Source organism: Symbioplanes lichenis, assembly GCF_030709675.1.
Taxonomy (GTDB): domain Bacteria; phylum Actinomycetota; class Actinomycetes; order Mycobacteriales; family Micromonosporaceae; genus Actinoplanes; species Actinoplanes lichenis.
The window spans coordinates 122,026-140,064 of sequence record NZ_JAUZQD010000019.1 but is presented as its reverse complement, the minus strand read 5'-3'; the positions used below and the strand labels follow the sequence as shown (position 1 = coordinate 140,064).

The 18,039-nt window shown below is 73.3% G+C and carries 19 protein-coding genes; 9 read left to right on the top strand and 10 right to left on the bottom strand.

Going from position 1 to position 18,039, the window contains the following annotated elements; all coding sequences use genetic code 11:
• Positions 1–100: 100 nt before the first annotated feature.
• Together RAN62_RS36365 and RAN62_RS36360 are read right to left on the bottom strand one after the other, a co-directional pair.
• Positions 101–2,218: a HelD family protein gene (locus RAN62_RS36365; RefSeq protein ID WP_305789398.1), complete on the bottom strand. Its 2,118-nt coding sequence runs from the start codon at positions 2,216–2,218 to the stop codon at positions 101–103.
• A 96-nt stretch (positions 2,219–2,314) separates the two neighbouring features.
• Entirely contained in the window at positions 2,315–3,235 is a 921-nt protein-coding gene (locus tag RAN62_RS36360) for an alpha/beta fold hydrolase (protein ID WP_305789397.1), read from the bottom strand.
• A gap of 165 nt (positions 3,236–3,400) precedes the next feature.
• On the opposite strand from RAN62_RS36360, the gene RAN62_RS36355 reads away from it, so the two are divergent.
• Positions 3,401–4,006, top strand: coding sequence for a carbonic anhydrase (locus tag RAN62_RS36355; protein ID WP_305789396.1), 606 nt, complete (start codon positions 3,401–3,403; stop codon positions 4,004–4,006).
• Positions 4,007–4,421: 415 nt separating this feature from the next.
• On the opposite strand, the gene RAN62_RS36350 is transcribed toward RAN62_RS36355, so the two are convergent.
• Entirely contained in the window at positions 4,422–4,751 is a 330-nt protein-coding gene (locus RAN62_RS36350) for a hypothetical protein (RefSeq protein ID WP_305789395.1), read from the bottom strand.
• 241 nt (positions 4,752–4,992) lie between these two features.
• Between RAN62_RS36350 and RAN62_RS36345 the strand changes: the two genes are divergently transcribed.
• Together RAN62_RS36345 and RAN62_RS36340 are read left to right on the top strand one after the other, a co-directional pair.
• Positions 4,993–5,484, top strand: a complete 492-nt coding sequence (locus RAN62_RS36345; protein WP_305789394.1) for a DUF3145 domain-containing protein — start codon at positions 4,993–4,995, stop codon at positions 5,482–5,484.
• A gap of 174 nt (positions 5,485–5,658) precedes the next feature.
• Positions 5,659–7,434, top strand: a complete 1,776-nt coding sequence (locus RAN62_RS36340; RefSeq protein ID WP_305789393.1) for a glycoside hydrolase family 3 protein — start codon at positions 5,659–5,661, stop codon at positions 7,432–7,434.
• Positions 7,435–7,936: 502 nt separating this feature from the next.
• Here RAN62_RS36340 and RAN62_RS36335 read toward each other — a convergent pair.
• Complete coding sequence (locus RAN62_RS36335; protein ID WP_305789392.1) at positions 7,937–8,236, bottom strand: nucleoside triphosphate pyrophosphohydrolase family protein; 300 nt, start codon at positions 8,234–8,236, stop codon at positions 7,937–7,939.
• A gap of 12 nt (positions 8,237–8,248) precedes the next feature.
• Here RAN62_RS36335 and RAN62_RS36330 point away from each other — a divergent pair, with 12 nt between their 5' ends.
• Both RAN62_RS36330 and RAN62_RS36325 read left to right on the top strand, forming a co-directional pair.
• Positions 8,249–8,530 carry a hypothetical protein gene (locus RAN62_RS36330; protein WP_305789391.1) on the top strand — a complete coding sequence of 94 codons (282 nt, stop codon included), beginning with the start codon at positions 8,249–8,251 and terminating at the stop codon, positions 8,528–8,530.
• A gap of 183 nt (positions 8,531–8,713) precedes the next feature.
• Complete coding sequence (locus RAN62_RS36325; protein WP_305789390.1) at positions 8,714–9,610, top strand: NADP-dependent oxidoreductase; 897 nt, start codon at positions 8,714–8,716, stop codon at positions 9,608–9,610.
• A gap of 83 nt (positions 9,611–9,693) precedes the next feature.
• Here RAN62_RS36325 and fabF read toward each other — a convergent pair whose 3' ends face one another.
• The 5 genes from fabF to RAN62_RS36300 all read right to left on the bottom strand — a co-directional run bounded on the left by fabF (position 9,694) and on the right by RAN62_RS36300 (position 14,482).
• Entirely contained in the window at positions 9,694–10,920 is a 1,227-nt protein-coding gene (fabF, locus tag RAN62_RS36320) for a beta-ketoacyl-ACP synthase II (RefSeq protein WP_305789389.1), read from the bottom strand.
• A gap of 1 nt (position 10,921) precedes the next feature.
• Positions 10,922–11,164 carry an acyl carrier protein gene (locus tag RAN62_RS36315; protein ID WP_305789388.1) on the bottom strand — a complete coding sequence of 81 codons (243 nt, stop codon included), beginning with the start codon at positions 11,162–11,164 and terminating at the stop codon, positions 10,922–10,924.
• Positions 11,165–11,208: 44 nt separating this feature from the next.
• Positions 11,209–12,159: a beta-ketoacyl-ACP synthase III gene (locus RAN62_RS36310; protein ID WP_305789387.1), complete on the bottom strand. Its 951-nt coding sequence runs from the start codon at positions 12,157–12,159 to the stop codon at positions 11,209–11,211.
• Positions 12,156–13,109, bottom strand: a complete 954-nt coding sequence (locus RAN62_RS36305) for an ACP S-malonyltransferase (protein WP_305789386.1) — start codon at positions 13,107–13,109, stop codon at positions 12,156–12,158. Before RAN62_RS36305 ends, RAN62_RS36310 begins: the two co-directional genes overlap by 4 nt.
• Positions 13,110–13,285: 176 nt before the next feature.
• Positions 13,286–14,482 (bottom strand): PucR family transcriptional regulator, encoded by a 1,197-nt coding sequence (locus tag RAN62_RS36300; protein ID WP_305789385.1) that lies wholly within the window; start codon positions 14,480–14,482, stop codon positions 13,286–13,288.
• A 460-nt stretch (positions 14,483–14,942) separates the two neighbouring features.
• Between RAN62_RS36300 and RAN62_RS36295 the strand changes: the two genes are divergently transcribed.
• The 4 genes from RAN62_RS36295 (at position 14,943) to RAN62_RS36280 (ending at position 17,207) form a co-directional block, all read left to right on the top strand.
• On the top strand, positions 14,943–15,206 hold the full coding sequence (locus RAN62_RS36295) for a hypothetical protein (RefSeq protein ID WP_305789384.1): 264 nt from the start codon (positions 14,943–14,945) through the stop codon (positions 15,204–15,206).
• Positions 15,207–15,318: 112 nt separating this feature from the next.
• Positions 15,319–15,915: a TetR/AcrR family transcriptional regulator gene (locus RAN62_RS36290; protein WP_305789383.1), complete on the top strand. Its 597-nt coding sequence runs from the start codon at positions 15,319–15,321 to the stop codon at positions 15,913–15,915.
• Between the two features lie 48 nt (positions 15,916–15,963).
• On the top strand, positions 15,964–16,446 hold the full coding sequence (locus RAN62_RS36285) for a sigma factor-like helix-turn-helix DNA-binding protein (protein ID WP_305789382.1): 483 nt from the start codon (positions 15,964–15,966) through the stop codon (positions 16,444–16,446).
• Entirely contained in the window at positions 16,443–17,207 is a 765-nt protein-coding gene (locus RAN62_RS36280; RefSeq protein WP_305789381.1) for a hypothetical protein, read from the top strand. The genes RAN62_RS36285 and RAN62_RS36280 overlap by 4 nt, the downstream gene beginning before the upstream one ends.
• 7 nt (positions 17,208–17,214) lie before the next feature.
• Here the strand turns inward: RAN62_RS36280 and RAN62_RS36275 are convergent, their stop codons facing one another.
• Entirely contained in the window at positions 17,215–17,856 is a 642-nt protein-coding gene (locus tag RAN62_RS36275; protein WP_305789380.1) for a hypothetical protein, read from the bottom strand.
• Between the last annotated feature and the right edge of the window lie 183 nt (positions 17,857–18,039).

Genomic DNA, 18,039 nt, shown 5'->3' with positions numbered 1-18,039 from the left:
GCAGGTCGCCCGGTATGGCTCAGCGTTCCGGACGCGTCAGCGGCCGGCTGGGCCATGCCGGGCCCTCGGCGGGAGCGACGGTCCGTCACCCCCCACCCAGCTACGACATGAAGCTCTTCGTCCCTACGGTGGTGAGTCTCTGCGTCGCGCGCGAGAGGGCGACGTAAAGCGTCCGCACCCCGCTCGCATCCACCGCGATCTCCGCCCCCTCGACCAGCACGACCGCGTCGTACTCCATGCCCTTCGCCTCCAGGGCGGTGACGACCTGCACCCGCTCGGGCAGCCCGGACACCCACCCGGCGACCTCGTCCCGCCGCGGCACCGCGCTGATCACGCCGATCGTGCCGTCGACGTCGGCCAGGTGCTTCTCGACGGCGGCGCGCACCGCCTCCGGGAGCTCCGCCGCGGAGACCAGCTGGTCGACGGGCTCGACGCCGGTGCTGCGGACCGCGCGCGGCAGCGGCAGGTCGGGCAGCAGCGTGCGGATCACCCGGGCCGCGACCGCGAAGATCTCCGACGAGTTGCGGTAGTTGGTCGTCAGCGAGTAGGTCTGCCGCTTCCGCGCGCCCAGCGCCTTGTCGCGCGCCCGGTCGAGCTCCTCGGTGTCGCCCGGCCAGGCGGTCTGCGCGGGATCGCCGACGATCGTCCACGACGCATAGGTGCCGCGGCGGCCGATCATGCGCCACTGCAGCGGCGAGACGTCCTGCGACTCGTCGACGACGACGTGGGCGTACTCACGGTAGTCCTCGTCGCGCTGCACGGCCTGGGCCCGGGCGGCGGCCTGGCGCTCGTTGGCCGTGCTGAGCTCCTGGACGCCGTCGCGGACGTGGAACGGGTTCTTGTTCTGCCGCTGCGGCTTGCGGGGCCGGCCCATCAGCTCGTCGAGCTCGTCGAGCAGCGCCACGTCCGCGATCGTCGGGCCGAGCTCGCCGAGCCCGTCGAACGAGCCCTGCAGCAGCGCGATCTCTTCCTTGGACAAGACCCCGTTGGCGTACGCCCGGAGCCGCGCCGGATCGGCCAGCCACCGCAGCACCCGCATCGGCGTGAACCGGGGCCACCACTCCCTGAGGAAGTCGCGGAAGTCGGCGCGGTCGGCCAGCTCCGCCTCGAAGTCACGCTTCTCGGGCAGGTTGCGGATCGACTCGCGGGCCTGGGCCCACAGGGCGTCGAAGAGCCGGTCGAAGCCGTGGCCCCGCACCTCGTTGCGCCGCGCCCCGCGGGGAAGCGCCTTGCGCCGGATGCGGTCGAGCTCACCGGCGTCGAGGCGCAGCAGCGTCCCCCGGTAGAGCAGCCGCAGCTCGGTCGGCCCGCCGGGCACCGCGTCGTGCGAGGCCCGCTCGAGGACGCGGCGCATGCGCAGCGAGCCCTTGATCGCCGCGACGGGCGTGGGGTCGACGCGGCCGGCGTCGTAGCCGGGCACCAGCGAGCCGAGCGACCGCAGCGTCGCCGTGTCCTCACCGAGCGACGGCAGCACCGTGGCGATGTAATCGACGAACACCCCGGACGGCCCGACCACCAGGATGCCGCCGCCGGCGAAGCGGTTGCGGTCCGCATAGAGCAGGTACGCCGCCCGGTGCAGCGCCACGGCGGTCTTCCCGGTGCCGGGGCCGCCGGTGACGATCGTCACGCCGGACGCGGGGGAGCGGATCGCCTCGTCCTGCTCGCGCTGGATCGTGGCGACGATGTCCCGCATGCCGCGGCCGGTCGCCTTGGACAGGCTGGCCAGCAGCGCGCCGTCGCCGACGATCGCCATGTCGGCCGGGGCGTTGTCCGGGTCGAGCAGGTCGTCCTCGATGCCGGTGACCCGCTCGCGGCTCGACTGGATCATGCGGCGGCGCACGACCCCGAGCGGGTCGGCGGGCGTGGCACGGTAGAAGGCCGAGGCCGCGGGCGCGCGCCAGTCGACCACGAGCGACTGGGAGTCGTCGTCGCGGATCCCCATGCGGCCCACGTAGTGCCGGGCGCCGGTCAGCAGGTCGAGGCGCCCGAAGACCAGGCCTTCGTATTCAGTGTCCAGGGCGTGCCGGCGCCGCGCCGCGTGGAAGACCATCGCGTCGCGTTCCACCAGGGCGCCGAACGTCCCCACGCCGGCGAGCTGATAGCCCTCCTTCTCGGCGCGGGACGCCTCACGGCGCAGGTCGGCGAGCCGGGCGTACACCCGGTCGACGTGCTCCTGCTCGACCGCGATCTCCTGTTGCAGGACGTGGGCGTCGCTCAAGTCCGTCTGCTCCCCGCTGGTGGTCCGGTCCGAAGCCCCCGGAAGGGGGCAATCGAACTTACTCCTCCACGGGCGTCACCGTCGACATCGGCGCGCCTAAGCGGCCTTTCCGTAGCTCTCGCGCTTCCCGCGTGACACCGCTTTCCCGAGTACGCCGGTGAGCGCGCCCGTGACGACGTCGGGGCGCTCCATCATCAGCATGTGCCCGGCGCCCTCGCAGACGGTCAGCTCGGTCCCCACCAGCGCGTCGGCGATCGACTCGGCGCAAGCCGGCGGGGTCAGGCGGTCCCTGTCGCCCACGAGCGCAGCGGCCGGGACGTCGCCCAGGGCGGCCAGCGTGTCGAGCCGGTGCTGCGCGCCGACCGAGGCCCGGAAGCCGCCGATCGAGCGCAGTGTGGCCCGGTTCACGGCCGCCATGGTGGTCTCCAGGTCGCCCCGGTCGTAGTCGTCGCCGAAGAGCAGCCAGCGGACGGCCGGCTGGAGGGCGGGCTTCGCGTACCGGTGCGGGCGCCACGCCCCGAGCCGCGCGAGCACGCCGGCGCCGGTCTGCTCGGCCAGGCGCAGGGCCGGGGTGAGCTGCCGCGGAAGCCCGTAACAGGTGTGCGTGGCGCCCTCGGCGGTGGTGGACACGAACAGCAGACCCGCGACCCGCTCCGCGAACACGCCGGGGTACAGGTTCGCGTACTCCATGATCGTCATGCCTCCCAGCGAGTGCCCGGCCAGCACGACCGGGCCGCGTGGGGCATACGTGTCGATCACCTCGGCCAGGTCCTCGCCCAGCTGGCGTACGGTGGCCGAGTGCAGCCGGGTCGTTCCGGAGCGGCCGTGCCCGCGGGCGTCGTAGCTCACGATCCGCGTGTCACTATCGGCCAGCGCCGCGGTCTGATGGCGCCAGATGTGCCGGTCGAGACACCAGCCGTGCAGGAAGACGACCGTGACCGGGGCCCGGCGCGGGCCGGAGGCCTCCACGCTCAGGGTCACGCCGTCGGCGAGGGTGAGCTCCGACTGCTCGAGCATGGGCACCTCCGGTGGTCGACGTGTGCACGCCGTTGTACCCGCAGGTAACTAGGATCACTCGCGGAAGCGCGAAAAGCTATCGAAACCGGCCACCGGGCCGCACGTGACAGTGATGTGGCTCCCACCCTCTGTACGCGGCGGGCCGCTCGTAGAGAATCTGAAGGCATGACGAACAGCCCGCAGCCGATCGTGCGGCCCGAAGACGCGTTGGCCGAGCTGCTGGACGGCAACCGGCGCTTCGTCGCCGGGGAGCCGCTTCACGGCCATGAGGTCGCCGCCGCCGCGTCCGTGTCCGGCGGCCAGCAGCCCCAGGCGGTGATCCTGGGCTGCATCGACTCCCGGGTGCCGCTCGAGGCGATCTTCGACCAGACGTTCGGCTCGATCTGCGTCGTCCGCTCCGGCGGCCACGTCGTCGACCGCGCCGTCCTGGGCTCGGTCGGCTTCGCCGTCTCCGCCCTCAACGTCTCATTGATCATGGTCCTGGGCCACGTCCGCTGCGGCGCCGTCGATGCCACGATCAATTCCCTGCGTACGGGCGACAAGCCGGACGGTGACGTCGGTTACCTGGTCGAGGAGATCGCGCCGGCCGCGGAGGCGGTGGGCCTCGACGACCCGGACGTGAGCACGAAGGCGATGCGCGAGCACGTCACACGTACGGTCCGGCGCATGCGCGAGATCGCCGGGGTGCCGGAGGCCGTGGCCGCGGGGCGCGTGAGCATCGCCGGCGCCGTGTACGACCTCGACACCGGCCTGGTCACCCTGCTCGACTGACCTCGGCCCCGGGGCGGGCGTCACTCTCCTCGGCCGATACTGCCCTGTGCCTGGCGGCGCGCCGCTACTCCGGTCGGCTCGTCGGCTCGCACAGGCGTTTTCTCGCGTGGCCTCCGTGCGTGCGGCGGCTTGTCGCCGGGCTCCTTTCGCGCGGACTTCGCATCGCGCGGGTGACCCCTTGCGTGCACCGCGCGGGTGGTTTCTCGCCCGGCTCTGTCTGGCCTTCTCGCCCGGCCGTCTCTGGCCTTCTCGCCGGCCCTCTCTGGTCTCCTCGCCCGCCCCCTCAGGGCTTCTCGCCCGGGCCCTCGGGGCGGGTGGGTTTTGGATGGCGCGAAATCACCCGGCCCCGGACATGCCGAAGGCGCTCCCGGGACTCCCGGGAGCGCCTGAAGCGCGTTGCCCTGTGCGGCGGGGCTCAGCCCTCGAAGACGCCGGCGTCGGCGAGGCGCTTCTCGGTGGCGCCCCAGCCGTGCTGCGGGAACTCCGAGTCGAGGGTCTGCAGCTCGGTGCGGATCTTGGCACCGTGACCGGCCGCCGTCAGGACGCGGATCTCCTCGACGAAGGCCTCCGAGTCCGTCTTGAGGCGGTTGGTCTTGCCGTTGGTCAGGTTGCGCACGTACGCGAAGCGGCCGTCCGCGAGCGGGATGAGGTACTTGAACTCGCCGAGCACGCTGAGCGCGCCACCCTGGCCGGCCTGGCCGGCGCGGACGGATGCGCGGGCGGTCTTCGACTGGTTGTTCGCCACGGCGGTGCTCCTTGGGAAGAACGGGTGTCGGCAGAAAATGCCGCAGCAAGCCTACACGACCGGCTCGGGGCCGCGACGTGGGACGGCTCACGACCGTTATGCCTGATGTGCCTCGACGGCCATTCCAAGTCGATATTGCGGTTTCTCTGGCGCACCATCCGTCACACCCGGCATCATGGAGCACGATCAACCGCGGTCGAGGTCGTAGGGGAAGACGCACCTCGGTCTCCGGGAGGTCACCGTGCCAACGTGTGGCGTCGTATACGTCCACTCGACCCCACTCGCCGTGTGCCAGCACGTCGAGTGGGCGATCGCGCGCGTCTTGACCGCGCCGGTCACCTTGCACTGGACAGCGCAGCCGGTCGATCCCGGCATGCGACGATCCGAGTGCAGCTGGACCGGAAGGCCCGGCACTGGCGCCGAGCTGGCTGCTGCCCTCAGGCAGTGGCCCATGATCCGTTTCGAGGTCACCGAGGAGCCGAGCCCCGGCGTGGACGGGGAGCGCTTCATGCACGTCCCGGGCCGCGGGCTGTTCCGCGGCACGATCGGCGCCTCGGGCGACATCCAGCTCGGCGAGGACAGGCTGCGCGCCATCATGGCCGCCACCCGCGCCCCCGAGGCGCTGTCGCACGCCATCGACAAGGCGCTCGGCACGGCCTGGGACGCCGAGCTGGAGCCTTATCGCTACGCCGGCGACGGCGCCCCGCTCACGCTCCTCACCCGCGTCGGCTGAGCCCGGCCGCGCCCCGCTGACGCTCCTCACCCGCGTTGGCTGAGCCCGGCCGCGCCCCGCGCCGGCCCGGCCCGGGGCGCGACCAGCCGTTGTCCACAGGCTGTCACCCGTGGGGCTCGAGTTGTCCACAGGGCTGATTTGTCGCCCCGGGACAGCTCTGATCCAATGGCGGCCATGTCGAGGGCGTTCCGTGCTGCTGTGACCGTGCCGCTGCTGGTGCTTCTGGCGGCGTGCGGGCCCGACGCGTCCGGCTCGGGCAAGTCCGGGGCCGCCGCGCCGAGCTCCGCCGTGCCCAGCCCGGCCGCGCCCCCGGTCGCGCCGGCTTCCCCGGGAGCATCCGCCGGGGCCTCCTCGGCCACGTCCGGCAGCGCGCCCGCCGACCCCGCGGCCCACGCGCGCCAGGTGGTCGCCACGCTGAGCGACGCGGACCTGGCGGGGCAGGTGCTGATGCCTTACGCGTACGGGGGGAGTGCCACCGACGTCGACCAGGCGGCCGCCGCGGGCAACCAGGCCATCGCGGGTGTGAACACGCCGGCCGAGATGATCGCGAAGTTCCACCTGGGCGGGCTGATCCTCGTCGCGTTCACGCCCGAGGACCCGACCGGCAAGACCAACCCGGCCACCAACGTCGACAACCCGCAGCAGGTCCGCACCCTCACCGACGGCCTGCAGACGGCGGCCCGCGCGCTGCCCGGCGGGGCGCCGCTGCTGATCGGCACCGACCAGGAATACGGCGTCGTCACCCGGGTCAAATCGGGGGTGACGCTGCTGCCGTCCGCGATGACGTTCGGCGCCGGGGGCAAGCCGGCGCTGACCCAGGGCGCCTGGCGGGCCGCCGGCGAGGAGCTGGCCGCCATGGGCATCAACCTCGACTTCGCCCCGGTCGCCGACACGCTCGGCCCGCAGGGCAACGCCGTGATCGGCTCCCGCTCCCACGGCGCCGACCCCAAGGTCAACGCCGCCCAGGTCGGCGCCGCCGTGCGCGGCATCGAGCAGTCCGGCGTGGCGGCGGCCCTCAAGCACTTCCCGGGGCACGGTCACACCACGGGCGACAGCCACGACGATCTCCCGGTGGTCCACCAGAAGCTCGCCCAGTGGCAGCAGCAGGACCGCCCGCCCTTCGCGGCCGGCATCGCCGCGGGCGCCTCGGTCGTCATGTCCGGCCACCTCGACGTGCAGGCGCTCGACAAGGGCGTGGCCGCCACCTTCTCCCGCAAGATCATGACGGACGTCCTCCGCACGAGCCTCGGCTTCAAGGGTGTCGCGATCACCGACGCCATGAACATGGCCCCGGCGATGAAATGGCCCGCGGGCGAGGCGGCGGTCCGAGCCCTCAACGCCGGCAACGACATGCTCCTCATGCCCCCGAACCTCGCCGGCGCCCGCGACGGCATCCTGGCCGGCCTGTCCGGCGGCACCCTCAAGCGCGACCGCCTGGTCGAGGCGGTCACCCGCATCCTGACCCTGAAGTTCCGCCTGGCCGCCAAGCACCAGCCCGCCCTCACCACCGTGGGCTCCACCGCCCACCAGCGAGCCGTGTCCGCCGCCGACGCCGCCGCGATCACCATCCTCCGCGGCCGCTGCCAGGGCCCCCTGGTCACCGGCCCGATCACGGTCACCGCCAGCGAAGGTCGCGAAACCGCCCGAGCCGACCTCACCGCCGCCCTCCAGGCCGCCGGCCTCACCGTCCAGCCCACCGGCGGCACGATCGTCCACCTGGTCGGCTACGGCGACAAGCAACCCGACCTCAGCCCCGCCGCCGCGGTCACCGTCATGATGGACGTCCCCACCCTCCTGGCCCAGGCCAAGAGCCCCACCCTCCTCGCCACCTACTCCTCCAGCCCCCTGGCCCTCAAAGCCCTGGCCGCCGTCCTCGCCGGCAAGGCCAAGGCCCCCGGCAAGTCCCCCGTCCCCGTAGCCAAACTCCCTCGCACCGCCTGCCCCAAGTAGCCCGGCGGCCGGCGAGGACCTCGGCGTCTCCGGACGGGCGGCGCCGGCCCGGCGATTCCGGGGCCGGGTCGAGCTGCGGCCCGTCGCACGTCCTTGGCCGACGGGATGTTGCAACTGAAACTCCCTGCACCGCCTGCCCCCAACAGCCGGCGGCTCGTCTCACGTCCTTGGCCGGCGGCTCGTCTCACGTCCTTGGCCGGCGGGATGCTGCGATCGAAGCGGTCGAACCCGCCGGCGCTCCGTCTCCGCCGCCGGTCACCTCTATCCGCGACCGGAACGGCGACGACGGCGACCGCGTGCTGCCGTTCGTCCGGGGCGTGCCGGTCACGGTCCTGCCGGCCCTCGTCCCTGCGCCGATGAACTTCCGGTCCGCTCGGCCGGCCGCTCATCACCTGCGTCGAACAGTCCTGTCACCGCGAGCCGGCGTCGCCATCCGCCGTGCTTTCCGGACTCGTCGCTGCCAGGCTGCCGAGAGCTGGTGCCGCGCCTTCGGGACGCGCTGTCATGGGCTGACTTCGTCTTCCGCCGTGGGGCGCCGGGCGGGACGGCTGGCGGGCGGGGCGGGGCTGGTGGCAGGCGGGGCGAGGCGGGTGCTGACCTTGGTGGCGACGGCGGCGAGGACTGTGCGGGGGTCGTAGCCGAGGCTGGCGGCGGCGACCAGGGCGGTGAAGGCGATGTCACCCAGTTCGGCGGCTACGTCGTCCAGGGTGTGGGTGATGCCCTTGCGCGGATTCTGACCGGTGGCGCCGATCCAGGCCGCGGCCGCCTCGCCGTACTCCTCGGCGACCTTGAGAATGCGCATCGACAGCTCGGGGTGGCCCCTGCCGTTGGTGGTGTCGAGCCACTCCCGGGCGCGGCCCACCGTGGTCCAGATCGCGGCGTCATCACCGCCGGCAGCGCCGCCACCGCCACCGCGACCACCGGCGACGCCATTACCATCACGACCGTCGCCACCATTTCCGGCACCGCCGGCGCCGGCGCCGTCACCATTGCTGGCGTGACCGGTGGCGATTTGTCCGGCGGCGGCCTCGTCATCGGCGGTGTCACTATCGGCGCCGACGGCATCTGCGGCTGGTTGGCGGGCACGGCGGGCTGAGTCGGACATGCGATCTCCTCGACTTCGTAAGATACGGCGAGCGGGACGGTGCGTTGCGGCCGAGGCGCCGGGCCCGGCTGCAATCGAAGATGGCCAGGCGCGGCGGAGGCGCCGGGCACCCGGCGGACCCTCGGAAGAAGGTCCACTCTGGATCACGACGGCGGGCGGCCGTACCGTCGGGGCATGAGAGCGGCGCGCATTCATGCGTACGGGGGGCCGGACGTCATCCGGATCGACGACGTTCCGCAGCCCTTCCCCGCGCGGGGCGAGGCGCTGATCAGGGTCGTGGCCACGTCGTTGAACCCGACCGAGGCGGCGTTGCGGGGCGGGAAGCTGGCGGGGCTGTTTCCGGTCGAGTTTCCGTTCACGCTGGGGTGGGACGTGGCCGGGACGGTCGGGGGCGTGCCCGTGATCGGGATGCTCGACCACGGCGCGGCGGCCGGGTACGCGGTGGGGCCTGAGGAACGGCTCGTCGCGGCGCCCCGGAGTGTGCCGCTGGCGGATGCCGCCGTACTGCCGCTGGCCGGGATGACCGCCTGGCAGGCCGTGGTCGGGCACGCGCGCGTGGTGGCGGGGGAGCGGGTCCTGATCAGCGGGGCGGGCGGTGGCATCGGGACGTTCGCGGTGCAGATCGCCAAGCACCTCGGAGCGTACGTGCTGGCGACCGCGAGCCCCCGCAGCGCCGGCGCGGTCCGGCGGCTCGGGGCGGACGTGGTGCTCGACTACACCGCCGGACCGCTCGAGCCCGGCCGTCCCGTCGACGCCGTCGTCAACTGCGCCGCGATCGGGGCGGATGCGGCGAGCGCCTTGCCGGGGCTGGTGCGGGCCGGCGGGCGGGTCGTCACGGTCGCCACGCCGGTGGAGCCGACGGCGGAGGTGCGGGCCTGGCACGTGGTGACTCGCAACTCTCCCGGCGACCTGAAGACGCTGGTGGGACTCGTCGACGCCGGCGCCCTCACGCTCGACATCAGCGATCGCCGCGACCTCGCCGACCTGCCCGCTCTGCACCGATTGGCCGAGGCCGGCGGCGTACGCGGGAAGGTGCTCGTGAAAACGCAGCGGGAGCGCCCCACCGAGTGAGACGCAGCGGGAGCGCCCCACCGAGTGAGACGCAGCGGGAGCGCTCCACCGAGTGAGGCGCTCCCACGGAACGCGAACGTAACTCAGTACCGGGTGAAGACCACCGCGACGTTGTGACCGCCGAAGCCGAACGAGTTGTTCATGGCGGCGGCGATCTCCAGCGGGCGGGCCTTGTGCGCGGCGACGTCGAGGTCGAGGCGCTCGTCCGGGTCGTCCAGGTTGATCGTCGGGGGGACGACGCTGTCGCGGATCGCGAGGATGGTCGCGATCGACTCGAGCGCGCCGGCGGCACCGAGCAGGTGGCCGGACATCGACTTGGTGGACGTGATGACCGGGTGGTCGCCGATCGCGGTCCGGATGCCGAGGATCTCGCCCATGTCGCCGGCCGGGGTGGAGGTGGCGTGCGCGTTGACGTGGGTGATGTCGGCGCCGGTGAGGCCGGCGTCCTGGATCGCCTTGGTCATCGCGCGGATGCCGCCCTTGCACTCCGGGTCGGGCTGGACGATGTCGAAGCCGTCGGAGGTGATGCCGGTGCCGGCGAGGCGCGCGTAGATCCGGGCGCCCCGGGCCACGGCGTGGTCGGCCCGCTCGAGAATCAGCGCGCCGCCGCCCTCGCCCATGACGAAGCCGTCACGGCCCTTGTCCCAGGGACGGGAGGCCTTCTCGGGCTCGTCGTTGCGGGTCGACATGGCCCGCATGGAGCTGAAGCCGGCCAGCGGCAGCGGGTGGATGACCGCCTCGACGCCGCCCGCGACGACCACGTCGGCGCGGCCGGAGCGGATGATGTCCAGGCCCAGGGACAGGGCCTCGGCGCCGGTGGCGCAGGCGCTGGCCATCGAGTGGACGCCGGCGCGGGCCTTGAGCTCGATGCCGACCCACGCGGCGGGGCCGTTGGGCATGAGCATCGGCACGGTGTGCGGGCTGACCCGGCGCGGCCCGGAGGCCTCCAGGATGTCGTCCTGGTTGAGCAGGGTCGTGGCACCGCCTATGCCGCTGCCGATGCTGACGGCGAGGCGCTCCGGGTCGAGCCCGGCGTCGGCGAGACCGGAGTCGGCCCAGGCCTGCTTGGCGGCGATCAGGGCGATCGCCTCGGAGCGGTCGAGCTTGCGCAGCTTGACCCGCTCGATGATCTCGGACGGTTCGACCGCGAGCTGGGCGGCGATGCGGACCGGAAGCTGCTCGGCCCACTCCTGGGTGAGCGGAGTCACCCCGGAGCGGCCGGCGAGCAGAGCGTCCCAGGTGGACGCGACGTCCCCGCCTAGCGGGGTCGTCGCGCCGAGCCCGGTGACGACGACGTCTGTGCTGCTCATGTCAGTGGTTCGCCTCGATGAAGGAGACGGCGTCGCCGACGGTCTTGAGGTTCTGGACCTCGTTGTCCGGGATCTTGACGCCGAACTTCTCCTCGGCGGCCACCACGACCTCGACCATGGAGAGCGAGTCCACGTCCAGGTCGTCGGTGAAGCTCTTGTCCTCGGCGACGTCGTCCGGGTTCACGCCGGCGACCTCCTCCAGGATCTCGGCGAGGCCGGACGTGATCTCTTCACGGGTTGCCATGGGTGGTGTTTCCTCTCGAGTGGTGCGAACTGGCGGGAAAGACATCACGGACAGCGGATGACCTGTCCGGCGTAGGTGAGGCCGCCGCCGAAGCCGAAGAGCAGGATCGGGGCGCCCGAGGGCACCTCGCGCCGCTCGATCAGCTTGGACAGGGCCAGCGGGATGCTCGCGGCGGACGTGTTGCCCGACTCGACGAGGTCCTTGGCGACGACGACGTCGGGGCCGAGGCCCAGGCGCTTGACGATGCCGTCGATGATGCGGGTGTTGGCCTGGTGCGGCACGAAGGCGGCGATCTCGTCGGGCCGGACGCCGGCCCGCTCGAGCGCCTGCAGCGCGAAGGGCGCCAGCTCGGTGGTGGCCCAGCGGAAGACGATCTGGCCCTCCTGCTGGATGTACGGCTGCCGGCCCTCGATGCGCAGCACGTCGCCCTTGTCGGGGGCGGAGCCCCAGAGCACCGGGCCCACGCCGGCCTGCTCACCCTCGGCGGCGGCGGTGACCACGGCGGCCCCGGCACCGTCGCCGAAGAGGACGGCGGTGCTGCGGTCGGTCCAGTCCGTCAGGTCCGAGAGCTTCTCGGCGCCGATGACGATGGCGTTGCGGGAGGCGCCGGCGCGGATGGCGTGGTCGACCGTCCCCAGCCCGTACGAGAATCCGGAGCACGCCGTGTTCAGGTCGAACGCCGCCGGGGCGTTGACGCCGAGGCGGGCCGCGACGCGGGTGGCGACGTTGGGGCACCGGTCGATCGACGAGCAGGTCGCGACGACGACCATGTCGATGTCGGCGGCGGTGAGGCCGGAGGAGGCGAGGGCCTTCTCGGCGGCGAAGGTGGCCATGTCGGCGACCGACTCCGAGTCGGCGACGCGGCGCTCGGCGATCCCGACGCGGGACCGGATCCACTCGTCGTTGGTGTCGACGATCTCGGCGAGATCGCTGTTGGTGACCACACGCGAGGGCTGGTAGTGGCCCATCGCCACGATGCGGGAACCCGCGGTCATGCTGTTGCTCCTTCGTGCTCGGTGCCGACGGGGCCCCCGTGACGGGCGATCAGGTCGCGCGCGGCGTCCAGGTCGCCGGGGGTGTTGAGGGTGACGATCTCGGGGGCGTTGTCGCCCTTGAGCTCCCGCTTGACCAGCCCCGCGAGGGTGCCGGCGGGCGGCAGCTCGATGATGCCGGTCACGCCCCGCTCGCGCAGGCTCGCCATGACCAGGTCCCAGCGCACCGGCGCGGTGACCTGCCGCACGAGACGCCGCAGCAGCTCCCCGCCGTCGGTCACGGCGCCGCCGTCGAGGTTCGACAGCAGCACGCGCGCCGGGTCGGCGACGGTCGCCCCGGCGGCGACGGCGCCGAGAGCCTGCTCGGCCGGCCCCATGAACGGCGTGTGGAACGCCCCGGCCACGGCCAGCGCCCGCACCCGGGCGGCCGGCGGCGGCTCCTCGGCCAGCGCGGCCAGCGCGTCCATGGCCCCGGCGGCGACGATCTGGCCGGCCCCGTTGCGGTTAGCCGGGTACAGCTTGTGCTTCTCGAGCACCGCGACCACCTCGTCGGCGTCGCCGCCCAGCACGGCACTCATGCCCGTCGGCTCCAGCGCGCACGCGGCGGCCATCTCCCGCCCCCGCACCCCCGCCAGCGCAACGGCCGTCTCCGGCGTCAGCACCCCGGCCACCGCCGCGGCGCCCAGCTCCCCGACGCTGTGGCCGGCGACGACGTCCACCCCGCCGAGCGGCAACTGCTCGGCCGCCAGCAGCGCGGCGGCCACCAGGAGCGGCTGGGTCCGGGCGGTGTCCTTGATCTCCTCGGCGTCGGCCCGCGTGCCGAGGTGCACGAGGTCGACCCCGGCCAGCACGGACCACCAGGCGAGGCGCGCCTCGGCGCCGGGGATGTCGAGCCAGGGGGCGAGGAAGCCGGGCTTCTGCGAGCCCTGGCCGGGAGAGAGAACAGCGAGCACGTATCCGACTCTTCCGGATGGGAGCCCGTTCAGGAGGTGCCGCACGAGACGAAACCCTACGACCCCGGTTGTAGGGTTCCCACAAGAGGGGGTGCACTATGCACCATTCCGAGCGGATTCGAGGCCTCGCCAGTTGCCCGCTCGCCGTCGCGTCGTTCGCGTGAGCTGCGTCGCACTCAGCCGGCCGGGTCGAGGCGGCCCACGGCGAGCGCCATCCGCAGCCCGAAGGCGTCGCGCCCGTCCAGCGGCGACAACCCCGTGACCTCGGCCACCCGCTTCAACCGATAGCGCACCGTGTTCGGGTGCACGTACAGCTCCCGGGCGGCACTCTCCAGCACCCCGCCCGTGGCGAAGAACGCGTCGAGCGTCTCCAGCAGACTCCCCCCGGCCCGGGACAATGATCCGAAGACCTCGGTCCGCAACGCGCGCCGGGCCTCGGGGTCGCCGGCCAGTGCACGCTCCGGCAGCAGGGCGTCGGCGGCGACCGGCTTCGGGGCGCCGGGCCAGGCGGGTGCGGCGCGATAGCCGGCCAGGGCGGCGCGCGCCGACTCGGTGGCGTGGTCGAGCGACTGGACGGCCGGCCCGACGACGATCGGACCGTCGCCGAAGGCGCCCGACAGCTGCTCCGCGCTGGCGATCGGGTCCGCGGCGCCGCCCATGACCACGACGATCCGGTCGCCGTGGACACCGCCGATGACCTCGACCCGGGCCCGGCGCGCGGCCCGATAGACGGCGTGCAGCACCGCGGTGTGGTCGCCGCCGGGGGAGCGGCCCACGACCACGGCCACCGGAGGCGCGTCCGCCCAGCCCAGGGCGGCGGCCCGGCTGGCGAGCACGTCGGAGGAGTCGCCACGCAGCAGGGCGTCGACGAGGAGGGCCTGGAGGCGGGCGTCCCAGGAGCCGCGTACCTCGGCTGCCCGCGCGTACACCCGGGCCGCCGAGAAGGCGATCTCCCGCGAGAACTTGAGGATCGCCTCGGCCAGCGCCTCCTTCTCCCCGGTCGCCGCCAGCTCGTTGACCTCGGACTCGGCCACGTCGATGACGACCTTGATCAGCTGGACGGTCTGGGTCAGCGTGAGCGACCGGGCCAGCGATCGGGGCGCGGCGGCGAAGACCTCGTCGGAGAGCTCCTGCGTACCCGCCGCGTTGCCGCCCGATCGGAGCCACTCGACCAGCGAGCGGATGCCGGCCTGGGCGACGAGCATCACCGACGAGCGCTGCTCCGCCGGCAGCGCGCGGAACCAGGGGAGCGTCTCCTCCATCCGGACCACGCTCGACGACGCGAGCGACCCGGCGCTGCGCTCGACCCGGCGCAGGGTGGCGGCCAGCGGCGGAGCGGACGAGCCCCGCGACGACTTGCTCACCTGTGCCACCCGCCCAGCATGTCAGGCGCCGCCGAACGCCGGCCGCGCACGGGCCCGCCGGCTGGACGTGCACGGGCCCGCCGGCCGGCCGCCCGCGAGTCCACCGGCCGGACGCGGCTGCCGCCGAGGTGGGCGGAGGCGGTTCGCCGAGCCCCTTCTCGAACCCTCTCCGCAGAGGCACAATCGTTCCCGGCCCCGCTGCATCGTGTCCCTTTTGGGGTGTTTGTCGGTAATAGCGGTGTGCCCTCACCGCGATTCCGGTGGGTGACCTGGCATGGTGTCGTCCTGGGCCGCACGAGTTGCGGAACCGGCGCGACCTGGTGATCCATTGCCGGGAGCCACCCCGGGCAGCGACGCCCGGTGCCGGAAACCGAGCGGAACTCGCGGCCCGGGAAGGTCAAGCCGGGCGGCACGGTGCCGATGGGACCGGGTACCCGGGAACGAGCAAGGAGAGGGAGGGAGGCGGCGCATGGCGGAACTCGAGAATCTGTGCCCCGAAGCCGAACACGACCACGCGGACGAGAGCGTCGCCGAGGAGTCCGTGTTCGTCGCCCCGGCCGGCCCCCCGCTGCTGACCGTGCCTCCCGCCCCCGACGACCCCGCCGGCGACATCCCTCACCGCGACGGCTGCCGCACCCATCTCCACGGCTGGGCCGGCGCCCACGTCCACGGCGCCGTCCGCCCCCGCCGCCGAGCGGCCGGCCGGGGCCGCCCGCCCCGCCGCTGGTGCTGACGGCCCCGGTCGCCGGTCGGCCGGGGGAGATTGCTCACCCGGTGGTGTGACTGGCGGGCCGGTTGCGGCGCGTCCGGTGGGTGTGGGGTGCGGGCACCGACACGGTGGGCACGTGGACGACAAGCGACGGCTCATTCTTGATCAGGCGCTGGCGCTCGTGGACGAGCGGGGGCTCGGGGCGATGTCCATGCGGGCCGTGGCGGAGCGGGTCGGGCTGACGTCGATGGCGCTCTATCCGTACGTGGGGGGTAAGGACGCCCTGCTCGACGGGCTGGTCGATCTGTTGCACCTGGAGCTGGGCGACCGGTACGGCACCGATCCCGCCGACATCGACTGGCGGGACCGGTTGCGGGCGCTCGGGCGGGCGGTGCGGGCGTTGTCCCGGCGGCATCCGGGGGCGTACCCGCTGCTGTTGAACCGGCCCTCGCCCGGCGGCAGCTGGCTCATCGCCGCCCTGCGGGCCACCCTGCACGACGCCGGGGTGCCCGGCGCGCACGTTCCGCGGCTGACCCGGATGATCTGCGCCTTCCTGCTCGGCTACACGACCGGCGAAGTCACCGGCGGCCTGCCCGGCGCGACCGATCAGAGCCCGCCGCCGGAAGAGACGAAAAACCCGGAAGAGCTGGGCGAGCAGGCCGCCAGCGCCGAGTTCGACGCCGATCTCGAGGACCTCGTCCGCCTCGTCGAGGTCACCGTCCGGGTCGTGTGAGGGGCATTCGGGACTCCGGGCGCCGGGAAGTGCCCTATAAAGGGGCAAATGACGGACGAATACGTGGCGCAGCGGTACGCCCACCTGCGCCGCGCCGCCTTCCTCATGTGCGGCGACTGGGCCCGGGCCGGTGAATCAGCGCGCCTCACGCTGGCCCGAGCGCTGACCGACCCCGGGGTCGGGGCCGACGCCGGGGACCTCGACCTCTGGGCGTACGCGGATCTGATGGCCGCCTTCAAGCCCGGCCACAGCCGCCGGGAGCACGTGTTCGTCGCGCCCGCGGCGGCCGGCTACGACGACGCGCAGGCGGCGCTGCGGGACACGTACACCGTGCTCGTCCTCGACGCCCTGCGCCGCCTCCCGCCGAAGTGCCGCGCGGTGCTCGTGCTGCACCACTTCTGCCATCTGGCGGTGGCGGAGACCGCCGACGTGCTCGGCCTCGACGGCAACAAAGTCACGGAGTACGAGGCCGAGGGCCTGCAGGCCTTCCAGGAGCTGCTCCGCGCGGGGCAGCCGGTGGCCGGCCGATGAGCGCGGCGATGACCGCGGTGCTCGAGCGGGCCTGCGCCGGGGAGCCGCCGGTCGGGGACGCCGTGACCGAGATCCTCGCCGAGGCCGATCGGCTGCGGCGCCGGCGGGCCCGGGCGGTGATCCTGGCCGGGCTGGCCACCGTGGCGATCGTCATTCTGCTCGGGTACGGCCTCACGACCGTCCTCCTGCCCGGCAGCAGACCCCGCTCGACCGCCGCCGTCGCGGTCGCCCAGCCGCGCCCGTCGGCCGAGCTGGATCACGTCCTCGCCGTGCTGAAGGGGCCGGTCGACGCCGAGGGGCACCGGATCGTGCCGCGCGAGCCGTTCACCGGTCCGGGCTGGCGGCAATACTCGGTGCTTGACGAGCAGGGCCGCCCGCACGGCCTGATCGAGGTCGCCGTCTACGACGCGCCGGCCGGGCTGTGCCTGCCGGTGCTGGCCGACCCGCAGGCGTGCGCCAAGCCGGACACCACGGCGTCGGGTTTCGACTATGCCCGTTACGCCGACACGGACGACCGGGACTGGCAGGTGCACGAGGTCATCGCCCGGCGGGTGGTTGACGGGCGGACCGTGGCCGTGCAGGCGACGGGCGAGCGGGGCACCGGCGACGAGGAGCTCGGCGCGCCGCCGCTGACCACGCGGGAGGCGGCCGACCTGGCGACGAACCCCAAGCTGCTCGACGCCTTCGGACTGGGGGAGCGCTGCAACACCCCGGCCCCGGCCTGCCCGATCCTCAAGATCCCCGTACGCCCGGCGGGCTGAGAGTGGGTCAGACCCGGCGGCGGATGAGGAACGCGACCCCGGCCAGCCCGGCCAGCACGACCAGCAGCACCGCGCCGTTGAGCAGGAACAGCCGCTGCACCTCGTTGACCACGTCCTGGCCCACGGCGACCGGGTCCAGCTCCTCGGCCTCCACGTCGGAGCCGATCCCGCCGCCGATGCCGCCGGCCACGAGGTCCGGCTTCGCCTCCAGCGGTACGCCGCTGATGCGCAGCGACTCCGACATGGTGAGCCGCCCGTAGAACCAGCCGGCGCTCTTCTTGCCGGTGGGCTGCTTGGCCGGCCGGTAGGCGCGGGGGCCGCCCGAGGCGAGCGGATAGAGGTCGTACACCTGGGTGGCCTTGTCCTTGATCAGGACGGTGGCGACGTATTTCGGGCCGAGCTTGTCCGCCTTGGGCGCCGTGGTCGTCGGCGTCGCCGTGGACAGCCAGTTGACCTCGCTGAGCAGGCGCTGGAAGACGTCGGCGTGCTCCGCCTGCTGCACGGTCAGCTTGCCGCCGGAGACGTTCTTCCCCGCGATCGTCACCGCCGTCGGCTTGGCCGGGGTCTTGGGCGCCTCGGCGTGCGCCGCCCCGGATCCGGTCAGGGCCATCGCCAGCCCGAGGACGATCGCCCCAAGTCGCCTGGTCATCCCTCGAGCCACCGTCCGGCCTCCCCCGCCTAGGTGTTGGTGCAATCGTTGCTGTGCGCCATGTACCCACAGCCTTCCCGGAGAAGAGCGCGAGCGCATCTCGGGACGGCACCTTTTCGAACTATCCGGAAAGGGTGGGAGAGGGTGCAACCACTGCTGATCAGCGGGCGAATAGTACCTACC